Origin of the sequence: Pedobacter glucosidilyticus (assembly GCF_002483235.1) — a bacterium.
In the GTDB taxonomy this organism is placed as follows: Bacteria; Bacteroidota; Bacteroidia; order Sphingobacteriales; family Sphingobacteriaceae; genus Pseudopedobacter; species Pseudopedobacter glucosidilyticum_B.
On record NZ_DLHN01000017.1, the window covers coordinates 255,403 to 270,741 of the forward strand.

Annotated in this window: 14 protein-coding genes; 5 read left to right on the forward strand and 9 right to left on the reverse strand. The window is 34.2% G+C overall.

The annotated features are described in order from the left end of the window. Positions 1-14 precede the first annotated feature (14 nt). Together B2745_RS04825 and B2745_RS04830 are read right to left on the reverse strand one after the other, a co-directional pair. Entirely contained in the window at positions 15-293 is a 279-nt protein-coding gene (locus tag B2745_RS04825; RefSeq protein ID WP_349681774.1) for a DUF2752 domain-containing protein, read from the reverse strand. A 1-nt stretch (position 294) separates the two neighbouring features. Beyond that, positions 295-708, reverse strand: coding sequence for a DUF4199 domain-containing protein (locus B2745_RS04830; protein WP_304064146.1), 414 nt, complete (start codon positions 706-708; stop codon positions 295-297). A gap of 107 nt (positions 709-815) precedes the next feature. Here B2745_RS04830 and mfd point away from each other — a divergent pair, with 107 nt between their 5' ends. Then, positions 816-4,166, forward strand: coding sequence for a transcription-repair coupling factor (gene mfd / locus B2745_RS04835; protein WP_304064201.1), 3,351 nt, complete (start codon positions 816-818; stop codon positions 4,164-4,166). A gap of 99 nt (positions 4,167-4,265) precedes the next feature. Next, positions 4,266-5,417, forward strand: a complete 1,152-nt coding sequence (locus B2745_RS04840; RefSeq protein ID WP_304064147.1) for an ATP-binding protein — start codon at positions 4,266-4,268, stop codon at positions 5,415-5,417. Here B2745_RS04840 and B2745_RS04845 read toward each other — a convergent pair. The 7 genes from B2745_RS04845 to B2745_RS04875 form a co-directional block, all read right to left on the reverse strand. Then, a complete protein-coding gene (locus B2745_RS04845; RefSeq protein WP_304064148.1) occupies positions 5,403-6,629 on the reverse strand; it encodes a DUF3570 domain-containing protein in 1,227 nt (408 codons plus the stop codon). The genes B2745_RS04840 and B2745_RS04845 overlap by 15 nt on opposite strands. 9 nt (positions 6,630-6,638) lie before the next feature. Next, entirely contained in the window at positions 6,639-6,860 is a 222-nt protein-coding gene (locus B2745_RS04850; protein ID WP_304064149.1) for a DUF4266 domain-containing protein, read from the reverse strand. Beyond that, on the reverse strand, positions 6,861-7,814 hold the full coding sequence (locus B2745_RS04855) for an FAD:protein FMN transferase (protein ID WP_304064150.1): 954 nt from the start codon (positions 7,812-7,814) through the stop codon (positions 6,861-6,863). Then, entirely contained in the window at positions 7,801-8,238 is a 438-nt protein-coding gene (locus B2745_RS04860) for a thioredoxin family protein (protein WP_304064151.1), read from the reverse strand. The genes B2745_RS04855 and B2745_RS04860 overlap by 14 nt, the downstream gene beginning before the upstream one ends. Positions 8,239-8,319: 81 nt before the next feature. Next, entirely contained in the window at positions 8,320-8,748 is a 429-nt protein-coding gene (locus B2745_RS04865) for a ubiquinol-cytochrome c reductase iron-sulfur subunit (RefSeq protein ID WP_304064152.1), read from the reverse strand. 144 nt (positions 8,749-8,892) lie between these two features. Beyond that, a complete protein-coding gene (gene gltX / locus B2745_RS04870; RefSeq protein ID WP_304064153.1) occupies positions 8,893-10,404 on the reverse strand; it encodes a glutamate--tRNA ligase in 1,512 nt (503 codons plus the stop codon). Positions 10,405-10,488: 84 nt separating this feature from the next. Beyond that, positions 10,489-11,514 carry a dipeptide epimerase gene (locus tag B2745_RS04875; protein ID WP_304064154.1) on the reverse strand — a complete coding sequence of 342 codons (1,026 nt, stop codon included), beginning with the start codon at positions 11,512-11,514 and terminating at the stop codon, positions 10,489-10,491. Positions 11,515-11,567: 53 nt separating this feature from the next. On the opposite strand from B2745_RS04875, the gene B2745_RS04880 reads away from it, so the two are divergent. The 3 genes from B2745_RS04880 to B2745_RS04890 all read left to right on the forward strand — a co-directional run bounded on the left by B2745_RS04880 (position 11,568) and on the right by B2745_RS04890 (position 15,338). Next, positions 11,568-12,704: a hypothetical protein gene (locus tag B2745_RS04880; RefSeq protein ID WP_304064155.1), complete on the forward strand. Its 1,137-nt coding sequence runs from the start codon at positions 11,568-11,570 to the stop codon at positions 12,702-12,704. 60 nt (positions 12,705-12,764) lie between these two features. Then, positions 12,765-13,538, forward strand: a complete 774-nt coding sequence (locus tag B2745_RS04885) for a TerC family protein (RefSeq protein WP_304064156.1) — start codon at positions 12,765-12,767, stop codon at positions 13,536-13,538. A gap of 114 nt (positions 13,539-13,652) precedes the next feature. Then, the gene (locus B2745_RS04890; protein ID WP_304064157.1) at positions 13,653-15,338 is read left to right on the forward strand and encodes a S41 family peptidase; all 1,686 of its coding nucleotides are present in this window, start codon (positions 13,653-13,655) and stop codon (positions 15,336-15,338) included. Position 15,339: the final 1 nt, after the last annotated feature.

Sequence of the window (15,339 nt, forward strand, 5' to 3'; positions counted from 1 at the left end):
TCTATTTTTAAGGTTCAGAAATATGTTTTTCTAATTAGAGTATAAATCCGCATAATTATTACAATAAAAGCAAAAAAACCTAAAGGGTGCATTTTCCACGATGCTGAAAACTGAAAATGCAACAAGTAGTAAATAGACCTTCCTAAACCACAACCAGGGCAAAAACCTATCTCAAAATAGGCTAAAGGGCAAATAGAATGATGCTCTTGACTTGGATTTAAAAAGTACAAGGCAATAATTGCCGTAGAAAAAAATAAAAGCTCGAGCGGAATTTTTACTATTTGTTTAATCAAATTACAATTGTTTTGGCTTTGTCATTAACAATAATGAGCTAGCTAAGGTAACCAAGAAACCTATTATTGCAGCACCAAAAATACGTTCCATATAATCAGAAGAAAACTCTATGTTTAAAAAACTAAAATAAAGCGAGCTAAAAGCACCTGCAATTAAACCACTAATAGCCATAATTTTAAAGCCCTCAAAAATTCCTTCAAAAAAAGTTAATCTATTGTTGTTTCTATTTTTAAAGCCTCTTATTCCTAAATATAAGCCAATAATTGGGATGATGACAGAAGTATATTCTAACCATCTATTTTTACTTTCTTGAACGTTTTCTGGATTGATACCTGCATAATGCATGATGATTACCCATAATACTGAAACCACACCAATGATGATTCCTGATAATATTGCGTTATTCATTTTCATAATAAGATGTTTTAATGTTAAAAGGTCTTGATGATTGAAGAAGCTAATTTAATGCCATTTCTAGATTATAAGTCTGCTTTGGTATATTTGTGGCAAGAGATTGTAAAGTGAACATCAGAGAAATTCTAGAAAGATATAAGCAAGATAGCCGGGTTGAGCAATTAACCCATGCTTTGCAGCAAAAAAAATCGCGTATACATTTAAAAGGTTTAATTGGCGCACAGGATGCTTTTGTAGTAGCTGCCAATTATTTTCTTACGCACAGAAATATGGTTTTTGTGCTTCCGGATAGAGAAGAAGCCAACTATTTCCAAGCTGATTTAGAAAACCTCATGGATAAAGACATCCTGCTTTTTCCATCTTCTTACCGTAAATCTTTTGATTTTACCCAAACAGATTCTGCCAACGTACTTTTAAGAGCCGAAGTATTAAACGAGCTTAATCATACACAGGAGTATGGACATTTAATTGTTACCTACCCAGAAGCTTTAGCAGAAAAAGTTATTGATAGAAATGCACTTGAGAAAAACACACTTGAAATTGTTTTAAACAACAAGCTTAGCATTGATTTTATCAACGAGTTTTTAATAGAATATGATTTTGAACGTACTGATTTTGTATATGAACCAGGACAGTTTTCTATCCGTGGTGGCATTGTAGATATATTTTCTTTCTCTAACGAGTTACCTTACCGCATAGAATTTTTTGGCGACCATATAGAATCTATCAGAACATTTGAAATCGAAAGTCAGCTTTCTGTAGAACATGTAAAATCTGTTACGATTGTTCCAAACGTACAAGCTAAATTTCTTACAGAAAGTAATATCTCATTATTAGAGTTTATTGATGATGATGCCGCTATTTGGTTTAAAGATGTAGTTTTCACTTTAGATACCATCAAAACCGGATATAAAAAAGCTACAGAACTTTGGAAAGCTTTATCAGCAAATGATAAACAAACCAACCCAGATTGGCTAGACCCTAAGTTTTCTTTTACTGATGAAAAACTACTAGCAGACCAACTAAGCGATTTCCCTATCGTAGAATTTGGCAAGCAGTTTTTTTATCCGGCAACGCAAACTATTTTGTTTGATACCAAGCCACAGCCATCTTTTAATAAAGATTTTAATCTGCTTATCCATAACTTAAAAGAAAACGAAAAGCAAAAGATTGAGAATTTTATCCTTACAGATTCTCCAAAGCAACAAGAACGTTTATTTGCGATTATAGAGGACTTAGTCAAACAAATTACCTTTACGCCTATCAACATCTCTATTAGAGAGGGTTTTATAGATTACGAACAAAAATTAGCTTGTTATACAGATCATCAGATATTTGATCGCTATTATAAATACAAGCTCAAAAGAGGTTATACCAAATCTCAAGCGATTACGCTTAAAGAACTTAGGGATTTAAAACCTGGCGATTTTATCACACATATAGACCATGGTGTTGGTAAATACGGCGGCCTAGAAAAGGTTGAGGTAAATGGTAAAATACAAGAAATGATTAGGCTTATTTATGCCGATAATGATTTGCTGTATGTAAATATCAACTCGCTAAACCGTATTTCTAAGTATTCTGGTAAAGATGGGCATATTCCTAAAATGAACAAATTAGGAACCGATGCTTGGGATAAACTCAAGAAAACCACAAAAAAAAAAGTTAAAGACATTGCCCGCGACCTGATAAAACTTTATGCCCTACGTAAAGCACAAGAAGGTATGGCTTTCTCGCCCGATACTTACTTACAAAACGAACTGGAGGCTTCTTTTATTTATGAAGATACCCCAGACCAAGAAAAGGCTACAGCCGATGTAAAAAAAGACATGGAATCGCCACACCCGATGGACCGCTTGGTGTGTGGTGATGTTGGTTTTGGTAAAACAGAAGTTGCTATAAGAGCAGCTTTTAAAGCCGCTACAGATGGTAAGCAGGTTGCTATTTTGGTGCCTACCACCATTTTAGCCATGCAACATTATAAAACCTTTAATGAACGTTTAAAAGATTTCCCAGTCAGGATAGATTATATCAACCGATTTAAATCTACCAAACAAGTAAAAGACACTTTAGAAGCTTTAAAAGCCGGAAAAGTAGATATCATTATTGGTACACATAAATTGGTGAGTAAAGATGTTAAGTTTAAAGATTTAGGCCTTTTAATTATTGATGAGGAGCAAAAATTTGGTGTTACTGTAAAAGAAAAATTAAAACAATTTAGGGCTAATGTTGATACGCTTACGTTAACTGCAACGCCAATTCCTAGAACGCTCCATTTTTCTTTAATGGGTGCTCGAGATTTATCTATCATCCAAACACCGCCACCAAACCGCCAGCCTGTTTTAACAGAATTACATGTTTTTAACGAGAAACTGATTAAAGAAGCTGTAGAGTTTGAGTTGGATAGAGATGGACAAGTTTTCTTTATCCATAACCGCGTTGCCGATTTACGTCAGCTAGGTGGTTTAATACAAAAGCTTGTTCCAAAAGCTAGAATTGCAATTGCGCATGGGCAGCTAGAAGGCGATAAGCTTGAAGATATTATGCTTGATTTTATTGAAGGAAAGTATGATGTTTTAGTTGCCACCACCATTATTGAGGCTGGTCTTGATGTACCAAATGCCAATACCATGTTGATTAATCATGCCCACATGTTTGGCTTAAGTGATTTGCACCAGATGCGTGGACGTGTAGGACGCTCTAATAAAAAAGCTTTTTGCTATTTGTTAAGTCCGCCTTTGTCTACTCTTACGCCAGAAGCTAGAAAACGTTTAAGCGCTATAGAAGAATTTTCTGATTTAGGTAGCGGATTTAACGTAGCCATGCGAGATCTAGACATCCGCGGAAGCGGAAACCTTTTAGGTGCAGAGCAAAGCGGTTTCATTGCTGAGATTGGCTTTGATATGTATCATAAAATCTTGGATGAAGCTATACAAGAACTTAAAGAAGACGAGTTTAAAGGTTTATTTCAGGATGAAAAGCCTCGTCCTTTTGTAAGCTTTACCCAAATAGAAACCGATATGGAGCTACTAATCCCTGATGAGTATGTAACCAATATCCAGGAGCGTTATAATTTATATACCGAGCTTTCTAAAATAGAAAATAAAACAGCTTTAGACGCTTTTGAAAAAGAACTTCACGACCGTTTTGGACCGCTTCCAAGACAGGTAAAAGACTTACTCAGAACCGTTGAGTTACAATGGATTGGTAAAGAAATAGGTTTAGAAAAAATTAGCTGGAAAAAAGGAACGCTAAGAGGTTATTTTATTACCGATAAGCAATCTAAATATTTTGAAACCGATATGTTTGGGCGTATCCTGCAATATGCACAGCATCATCCACGAAAAGTTAATCTTAAAGAAGTTAAAAACACTTTGCGTATTGCCGTTGAAGACATCAAAAATATTGATGAAGCTATTTGGGCATTAGAGCAGATGAGGGATCCGGTGGTGATATAGATTGACTGAATTAACGTAAATTGAGTCAGTTGATTGACTAAATTAGCGTAAATTGAGTCAGTTGATTGACTGAATTAATATTTATTTATATCTTTGAGTATGAAAATTCAAAGATTAGCTGCTTTACAACTCACAAAACGTATTCAGCAAAATAAGGTTTTACTTTTATTTGGCACCCGTAGGGTGGGTAAAACGCATTTATTAAAATCTATTGAAAGTTCTTTAAATATCCCTTTTCTGCATCTTAACGCAGAAGATACGGATACAGCTACCTTATTAGAAAATAGAAGCATAGCCAATTATAAGAGATTATTGGGAGAGAATCGTTTATTAATTATAGATGAAGCACAAGTAATTCCAGAAATAGGCAAGATATTAAAGTTGATGATTGATGAATTTGAGGATTTAACCATTATAGCTACAGGTTCATCTGCTTTTGATTTATCAAACCAAACTGGCGAACCTTTAACAGGAAGAAGCTATACTTATTATTTGTACCCTATAGCACAAGCAGAACTTGCAAAACACGAGAACATATTGCAAACAAGACAAAATCTGGAAGAAAGGTTAATATACGGCTCTTATCCTGAAATTTTTTCTCTAGAAAATCTTAAAGAAAAGGAAGAATATTTAAAAAATCTGGTGAACTCTTACCTTTTAAAGGATATTCTAAGGTTTGAAAACATCCAAAACAGCAATAAAATTTTCGATTTGATGAGACTTATAGCTTACCAGGTTGGGGCAGAAGTTTCTTTGGATGAGCTAGGTAAGCAATTAGGAATGAGTAAAAACACTGTTGAGCGGTATTTAGATCTTTTGGCCAAAGTGCAAATACTGTTTAAACTAGGTGGCTATAGCTCTAACCTTAGAAAAGAGGTTACAAAATCTTCTAAATGGTACTTTTTTGATAATGGAATTAGAAATGCTATTATTAATGATTTTAGACCTTTAGCGTTAAGGCAAGATGCTGGCTTACTTTGGGAAAATTATTGTATTTACGAACGTATCAAAATAAACCGTTATCAAAAAACAGATGCCGAGTTTTTCTTTTGGAGAACTTATGACCAACAAGAAATAGATTTAATAGAAAAAGTAGGTCAGAAGATTGAAGCTTTTGAGTTTAAATATAATAGCTCAAAAAAAGTAAAAGTACCTGTGTTTTTCCAAAAAAATTATCCCGATGCTGAGTTTAGCCTCATCCATCGGGATAATTATATAGATTTTATAGTGGCAGACTTACTTAAACCTTAAGTTCATGCTTAAGATATTAGAGTTTAAGCCATTGCTTCTGCTATAATGTCCATAACGCAATTCTATCATGGTAATTCTTCGCATTTTTAAAACGCCTGCTGGCGGTGCAAACCTAATGCCTGCCCCAAAATAATTGCTATTAAATTTGGATAAATCATAATCACTGGTGTAAAAAGTATTTGCCAATTGATGCTGATTGATACCCGCAAAATATTGGGAAGCACTTTGCTGATAATACCTATAAAACGGACTTATAGAAGCAAAGGGTGTTATTTTAACCACAGTTTCTAACTCGGCAGTGCTAGAGTTAATACCCCAGTCATCTGTATAATAACGGGCAAAAGACCTCAATACTAAATGATCTCCCCAGAAATAATTTAACCTGGCGCCTATGGGTAGTTTTATCCTATTATCAGGTAAAAATTCTGATTTTAAAGTACCTCTTGAACCATCTGGATTAAAAGTATTGATATCATTAAAATAAACCCTTTGGTAACGGGTAGATAGCAAACCGCTTTGATAAGCTGGCTCTACCATGATTAAAAATTGTAAATCTTTACTGATAACCTGCGCTAAAGATAATGCTGCACTAAAAGAATTTCGTGGGGCATTATCACCCTGCGTATAGCCTTCAAACTGATAGTTAGACCGCAGTTCTATAGGCATGATTACTGCCCAAGTATCAAAAAAGGCTTGTAATTTTAAAGAAAAATCGCGGTTTTTATCTTTAGATGATTTGGTATAAGTTAAACCACCTCCAATAGAAGTATAATCATACTCGCCAGAAAAAGAAGCCGAAAAACCAATGCTATTTCCCTTTTGCTCGTTAGCGATATTCCAGCTTAAAGAAGGATAAATTCTTACATCAGAATAAGAAGCCGAGGTTACTGTTGCAGGGTCTATTTTATCAGAAGAAGCCGATGTATAGGTATCAAACCCTACTTCAAAAGTGTAAGTATGTTTTAAGCCTGTTTTACCGTATCGGGATAATTTTAGATCAAAACTATTGGAAATATCGGTTAATTTCTCTGTACCAATACCGCCAGTAACGGCAGAATTGTTACCATCTTGGCTATAATAACTATTTACGAGATTGGCCTCCTCAAATTTCAGCTTTCTTTTTTCAAAAGAAACCTCCTGAGATTTTATCTGTGCAAAACTAGCTACTATACTGAGGTATAAAAATACAATGGTTAAAGATATAAATTTCATGTTTCTAGCTTAATTACATCCACAACCACCACCACTTTTACCGCCGTTTGCTCCGGAAGAGCCCTCTCGGTAGAGTTGAGCATTTTGCTCGAATTTTTCTGCCTTACGGGCTGATAGCTCCATCTCAGAATCATTCAATTTAATTTTCTCATAGGCCTTTACTGCCGTACAAGAGCTCATTCCTGAAGCATAAAAAACTGCCAGAATAAAAATTAAGCCTACTTTTTTCATTTAACTGATATTAATATTTTTTGAGGTATGTAACCTATTATCGTCATCTATAATAATGCAAGCAACGCCATTTAATTGGTTAATTAAATTTAATCCAACATCAACACCCATAACCATTACAGGTGTAGCAAGAGCATCGGCAAGTTCTGCTTGTGGGCAAATAATACTTACGCTTTTTATCCCGCTAACAGGTAAACCAGTTTTAGGATTTATAGTGTGCGAGTATTTTTTACCTTTTATAACAGCAAATTTTTCGTAATTACCAGAGGTAGCAATAGCCATATTACTGATATTTAGATAAGAAAAAGCTTGTAGTTTTTGGTCTGGATTGGCAATGGCGGCTGTCCAAGGTTTACCATCAATTTGAGTACCCCAAGTAACCAAATCGCCAGAAGCGTTAACAATACCGCTTTTTATACCTAGTTGTAGTAAAACTGCTTTTGCTTTATCAGCAGCGTAACCTTTACCTATTCCTCCAAAACCTATTCGCATTCCAACTTCTTTTAGAAAAACCGTTTGCTGTGTTTCATCTAAAATCACATTCTTGTAGTTAATTAAAGCAACGGCTTGTTTTGCTGTTTCTACATCTGGTAAAGCCGTCATGTTCACATCAAAATTCCAGAGGCTTTTATCTATTGAGCCATAGGTGATATCAAAAGCACCTTGTGTAATTTCTGATATTTTGATTGCCCTTTTAATTAAATCAAAAACTTCTTTATCTACTTTAACAGGCTTTATACCAGCAAAATCATTAATTAAATTGGTTTGGCTATGAGGTTTAAAAGTGCTTAATAAATCTTCTATCCTACTTATCTCGGCAACAGCTTTTTCTATATACTCATAGGCTTCTTGTTCTTGATGATGAACCACACTTATTTCAAAATGGTTACCCATTAATCGCATTCCCTTTTTGTAAACTTTAGGAATTAATATTTCATCTTCAGTTTTTAGCATGCTGAGTTTTATCTAGCTGAGCGGTAAATTCCTGTGCATTTAATTGAGGTAAACCGTCCCATTTCTTTACAACTTTTCCTTGCTCATCTAGCAATAACGTGAGTGGAAAAACACCATCAGGATTGTATTTTAAAGCTAAATCGTTGTTTTTCTTAAGTTGCTCTGCTGGTAATTGATTTTTCTTTAAACGAGGAAAATCTGCTCGTACAAGAATCAAATTTGCTGATGCATATTTTTGAAAATCCTCGGCCTCAAAAATTTCTTTATGCATACGTATGCAAGGCCCACACCAATCAGACCCTGAAAAGTTTAAAAGAATATATTTTTGAGATTCGGCTGCTTTTTTTTGGGCAACATTAAAATCGTTCTCCCAAATGTTTCCGAAGAAAAAGAAGGATATAAATAGTGTGATTACTAATTTCATTTCAAATATTTTAAACCGAAATTAAACAATAAAAAGCCATTTAAAAGTGACTTTTATCACAGTAAGTATTTTTATCAGAATTTAAGAAAAAACTCTTAGAGTTGTGCCGTTTAAAGAAGTATTATACCTCTTTAAAGCTACTGTAGCAGGACCTAATGTTGCGACACCTGTTTCTAAAAATTTAGATCCATGGTTTGGACAAAAAAAGACTCCCTCATTTCCATTATATGTTACAGATGTGCCTTCATGCGTACAAGCTTGAGCTACGGCTAAAAATGCTCCGCTCGTACTTTTAGCAACAATAATACGATTGATGTAAATAAAGCCTCCGTTATTATTTAAAGCGGCATTAGAAGCTGCTGTTAAATCAATATTAAAATCTACATCTGTTGGAGGATTATTTGCATTTGAAGGTCCTTCATTTTCAGATTTAGAACAACCAACACAACTAAAAACAACTGCTGAAGCGGCGGTTAACCCGATAGCAGATAAAAATTCTTTACGGTCCATAATATGAGGTTTATATTTTGCATAAAGAAACGTGAAAATTGAGCTTTGGGTTTTTAAATTTTCAAAATAATTACAATATTTTTCATAAAAAAAGCCAGTTAGCTTTGGATGCTAACTGGCTACTTATCAAAAAGATAGTTTAGTTTATTTAAAAAAAGCTAAAGCATTTTTAATTCTGTTAATTGTTTCTGCTTTACCTAACATTAAAGCAATATCAAATACTTGTGGACCAAATTTTCCGCCTACTAACATTACTCTAAAAGGTAGCATAACTTCGCCAACTTTTAAGTTTTTATCAGCAGCTAAAGTTTTAAACAAAGTTTCTAAAGTAGCGCTATCTTGAAATTCTGTCTCCTCAAATTTTTCTATCAAGCTAGAGAAAAATGCAGCTTTTTCTTCGTTCCATTTTGGTTTAACAGCATCTTCATCATAAGCCGTTGGCGCTGTGAAAAAGAAAGCACTTTGCTGATAAAAATCAGGTAATAAAGTGCAGCGTTCTTTTACGGCATCAATTACTTTTTCTAAGTAAATGTCCTCTGCTGTGATACCTTTTTCGATTAAAATTGGCTTTACATAAGGTAGCAAATGACTTGCTGTACTTCTTTTTATCCACTCGGCATTGTACCACTTAGCTTTCTCATAATCAAATTTTGCACCGCCTTTGTGGATACGATCTAGAGAGAATTTAGAAATCAGTTCATCTAAAGAAAATAATTCTTGGTCGGTTCCATCGTTCCAACCCAGCATAGCTAAAAGATTTATCATAGCTTCGGGCAAAAAACCTACATCTTTAAAACCATCTGCTTTTTCTTGAGTTTTTGGGTCTATCCAGTTAATGGCATATACCGGAAAGCCTAATCTCTGTCCATCACGTTTACTTAATTTACCATGGCCATCGGGCTTTAATATTAAAGGTAAATGTGCCCATTCTGGCATAGCAGCCTCCCAACCTAAATATTTCCATAATAAAATATGTACCGGGGCTGATGGTAGCCACTCTTCGCCTCTAAAAGCGTGAGAAATCTTCATCAAATAATCATCAACTACAACAGCTAAATGATAGGTTGGCATACCATCGGCTTTAAGCAAAACTTTATCGTCAACATCGTTACTGTTAAAACTTACATCGCCACGTATTAAATCTTTAAAATAAACCTGCTCGTCTTTTGGCATTTTTATTCTGATCACATGTGGTGCTCCTTCTTTGATTAAGCTTTCTGCTGCTTCATGCGGTATGGTTAAAGAGTTTCTCATTTGCATACGATGGTTATGGTCGTATTTAAAGTTTTCTATAACTTGTCTTTTACTTTCTAGGTCTTCTGGCGTATCAAAAGCATAGTATGCATAGCCATCTTTAACCAGTTGTTCTGCATAAGCTCTATAAATTTCTTTACGTTCGCTTTGTTTGTAAGGGCCATAAGCACCGCCAACATGCGGACCTTCATCTGGATTTAAGCCACACCATTTTAAACAATTGATAATATACGCTTCTGCACCTTCAACAAAACGGGTTTGGTCTGTATCTTCAATTCTTAAAATAAACTCGCCTTGTTGTTGCTTTGCAAAAAGGTAATTAAACAAAATGGTACGCACACCACCTATATGTAAGCCTCCAGTTGGGCTTGGGGCAAATCTTACCCTAACTTTTTTATCCATAGCCTTTGAAAATTTAAGCAAATGTTAATGCTTTTCTCTGAAACCAAAGTTAAGAGATAAGCTTGTACAAACTAGCTTTTTTAATCATTTATCAGGATTTTTAAGCCCTAAACCTGGTTCATCATTTAAAATATACTTACCTGCAACAAAATCTGGGGTTTTAAAAGGGTTGTTGGTGGTCATAAATGGTCCGTCTAAATCGGCCCAATCACACAAAGGCGCTAAAGCAGCGCCTGCTAGGGTGGCTACACTAGTCTCGCTCATGCAGCCAATTAAAATTTTTAAATCATTGGCTCTGGCAACTTTTATCATTTCATAAGCTTCATACAAACCGGCCGATTTCATTAATTTGATGTTAATACCATGATAAACACCTTTAGCTTTTGAAACATCAGCCAATCTTTGTACAGCTTCATCGCCAATAATTGCGATAGGGCTACCAGCAGTTATCCAAGCGTTACCATCTATATTTTCTTTAGGCATAGGTTGTTCTATTAAAACGATGCCTTGTTCTTGCAGCCAAAAAGCCATATCTAAACCTTCATTTTTATCTGTCCAACCTTGATTAGCATCCACATATAAAGGTAAATCTGTAATATTTCTTATGGTTTGGATGATTTGCTTATCGTTCTCTCTACCTAATTTTACTTTTAATAGTTTGAAATCATATTGTAAAGCATCTTCAACTTTTTTGATAATCATTTGAGGCTCATCAATACCAATGGTATAAGTTGTTTCTGGCATATTTTGAGGTACCGAGCCAAAGAAACTGTAACAAGGTTTTTGAGCTATTTTACCAGCCAAATCATACAAAGCAATATCAACAGCGGCTTTTACGGCTGGCATTGCAGGCGATATTTCATCCATATATTGATGAATAGCTGCAAAATCAAAAGGATAAGTAAAATTTGATAAATCTAATTTAGATAAAAAAGAACTGGCAGTTTCTTCATTTTCGCCCATATAAGGTACCATAGAGGCTTCACCAATACCAATACATCCTTCATAAGAAACCTTTACCAGCATGATAGGTGTACTGGTTCTAGAAAATTTAGCTATGGTAAAAGGAAATTTTAGTGAAAGATTAAAACTCTTGTAACTTATTTTCATGTATTTTCGTCTAAAAATTAAATGTAAAAAATTACCTTTTAATTCAACATTAAATGATTAAGAAATACGCTCTAAATATTGTTCTTATTCTGCTCATTACCATTATAGGCGCTTGTAGCAGTGGAAAAAAACTATTAGAACAGGGTGATTATGACCGAGCTGTTTATACTGCTGTTGACCGTTTAAAAAGCAGCCCTAGCAATAGAAAAGCCCGCCAAACCCTAGATGCGGCCTTTTCTTACGCTGTCCAAAGACACTTAAAAAGAATTGATGAAGCTAAACTAAGTACAACTCCTTTTAAATGGGAAAGTGTAGTAAGTGATTATTCTGCTTTAAATAATTTAGCTAATGCTGTAGAAAATTGTCCGGCTTGTTTAGAGCAAATTCCTAATACTAGAAAATTTATTAGAGAATTAGATGATGCCAAGTTTAATGCCGCCGAAGAGCGTTACAATGCTGGAAAAAAATTGTTAGCGCAAGGAACAAGAGAATCTGCCAGAACTGCTTATGATCATTTTGACAGGGCAAACCAATTATTTCCTGAATACAAAGACGTTAGAAAGCTTTTAGATGAGGCTTATTTAGCGGCCGTATTAAAAGTTATTGTTGAACCTGTACAAGTGAACTCTAGGCTTTACCAATTAAGTAATGAGTTCTTTCAAGGTAAAATAACCGAGTTTATGGCTGCTTATGAAGAACGCAGCTTTATTAAATTCTATAGTCCTGAAGAAGCCAAAAAAATGAAATTAAAAGCAGACCATTTGTTAAGTTTAAGCTTTGATGATTTTGTTGTTGGACAAACTTATGTGAAGGAACGCATTCAAGATGTAAAAAGAGACAGCGTAAAACTTGGCGAAACTACACAGAAAAGACCTGTATATGGAACAGTAAAAGCCCGAGTTACTACATTTGAAAAAACTATTAGCTCATCTGGCTTATTAGATTTTAGAATAAGAGACTTCAATAATGGTAGAATTATATCGCAAGAGAAAATGCCTGGAACTTTTATCTGGAGAGATGTTTGGGGTACTTTTAATGGGGATGAAAGAGCACTTTCTGATGAAGAAAGAAGAATTTGCAGAAGAAGAGAAATTATGCCTCCGCCACCTCAAGATTTATTTATTGAGTTTACAAAACCTATTTACAGTCAATTAACTACCAAAATAAGAAGTTTTTATAACCGCTATTAATTTTGGTATAATTTTATATTTAAACTTGTAAAAAATTAACGTACATAAATAAACTCATATATGGAATGGATTACTAATCCAGAAATCTGGATTTCACTTTTAACTTTAACAGTTTTAGAAATCGTATTAGGTATAGATAATATTGTATTTATATCTATTCTTGCTGGTAAATTACCGGTAGACCAACAAAAGAAAGCCAGGTCTGTAGGTTTGGCCTTAGCCATGATTACCAGAATATTATTGCTTCTTTCTTTAAGTTGGGTGATGTCTCTAACAGCTACACTATTTAACATGGCTGAATGGTTTGGAGTTAACGATAGTAGTTTATTATCTAAATTTGCAATCTCTGGTAGAGATTTAATTTTACTTCTAGGAGGCTTGTTTTTAATTTATAAAAGTACCCACGAAATTCATGAAAAGTTAGAAGGCGATGAAGGAGACCATTCAGTAAAAAAAGTGTACTCTTTTACCGGGGTTATCATCCAAATTTTAATTCTAGATATTGTATTCTCCTTAGACTCGGTAATTACTGCGGTTGGTATGGCGGATGAAATTATGGTCATGATAGCTGCTGTGACTATAGCTGTTGTAGTTATGATGTTCTCTGCTGCTGCTATTTCTAACTTTGTAAACCAGCATCCAACAGTAAAAATGCTAGCCTTATCTTTCTTGTTACTGATAGGTTTTTCTTTAGTAGCAGAGGGCTTAGACCAACACATCCCTAAAGGATATATTTATTTTGCAATGGCATTCTCTGTATTGGTAGAAGTGCTAAACTTAAAATCTAAGAAAAAATCAAAACCGGTAGAATTAAGAAATACCCCACAAGAATAATTTAAAGCCTCCTTCATTGGAGGCTTTTTTTTGACATCTATTTAAAAACTACTACCTTAATAGCTTGTTATATAATAGTCTTCAAAAACGCTCCGCATCTTTAACATATTCAACATGTATAGAAAAATTAAGCTCCTAACCGTTTTGCTGAGCATTGCTCTTTTAGCATTCTCTTTCAAAACAGATTTATTTCAAGTTTCTAAGAATCTTGACATTTTCGCATCGGTATATAAAGAACTTAATCTCAATTATGTGGATGAGGTAAATTCTGCAAAACTTATCAAAACCAGTATTGATGCTATGCTGAGTGATTTAGACCCTTATACGGAGTTTGTGCCAGAATCTGAGATTGAAGATTACCGAATGAAATATGTAAGCACCCAATATGGTGGTATTGGTGCAGCAGTTATTCATAGAGATGGGCGAGTTTTTATATCAGATCCATTTGAAGGATACCCGGCGCAAAAAGCAGATTTAAAAGCAGGTGATGAAATTATTGCGATTAATGACCAAATCCTGAAAGGGAAAAATAATGAACAGGTTAGTTTATTGTTAAAAGGACCAAAAGAAACCCCTGTAAAATTAAAGCTTGCCAGAGATGGTAAAATATTCGAAAAAGAAATTAAAAGAGCAGATATTAAACAACCCAACGTAAGTTATTACGGTATGATTGGTAATACAGCTTATATCAAATTAGACAAGTTTTTAGAAAACTCTGCCCAAGAAGTTAAAGATGCTTTGGTAGAGCTTAAGAAAAATAATCCAACAGGCTTAATTATAGATCTTAGAAATAATGGAGGTGGAATTTTACAAGAAGCCGTAAAAATTGTCAATTTATTTGTGGGCAAAGATGTTGAAGTGGTATCTCAGAAAGGAAAAAATCCAGAAAAGAATATCAATTATAAAACATTTTTATCCGCTCTTGAGCCAGATTTACCTTTAGCCATTTTAATCAATAACAGGTCTGCATCGGCATCAGAAATAGTAGCGGGTTCTTTGCAAGATTTAGACAGAGCGGTTATTATTGGTCAGCGTAGTTTTGGAAAAGGCCTAGTGCAACAAACTTTTAATTTACCTTATAACACCTTAGTAAAAGTAACAGTTGCTAAATATTACACATCATCAGGAAGATGTATACAGGCTTTGGATTATGCCCACCGTACAGAAGATGGGATGGTAGAAAAAGTATCAGATTCTTTAATTAACGAATATAAAACTAAAGGCGGTCGTTTAGTTTATGATGGTAGCGGTATTTATCCTGATATTCATATTGAGCCTTATAAGTATCATCAAATTACCCAAACCCTAGTATCTAAATACCATGTGTTTGATTTTGGAAATCTGTTTGTAAAAAACAACCCTACTATTACCTCTGCACCAGACTTTAAACTATCTGATGCTGATTATAATAGTTTCTTAAACTTTATAAAGGATAAGAATATCACTTACAAAACATCCTCAGAAAGACTTTTAGCTAATTTGAAAGAAGAAGCTCAAAAAGAAAAGAAATTAAACGATGTAAAAGCAGAAATAGAAGCTTTACAAAACACTTTAAGTAATAGTAAAAAGGCAGATTTAACAACCCATAAAGCAGAGATTATGCGAGTTTTAGAATCTGAAATTGTACAACGTTATTACTATGAAAAAGGGCGTATTGTACAAACTTTCCAGTACGATGAAGAGATTAAAAAAGCAAAAGAGTTTTTTAACGATAAACAAAAATACAACGCTGTTTTAGCGGGTATTGGTAATTATAAAGTAATAGGCAAACCAGTAAAAGTTGTAGCTAAAGCTGATTAAA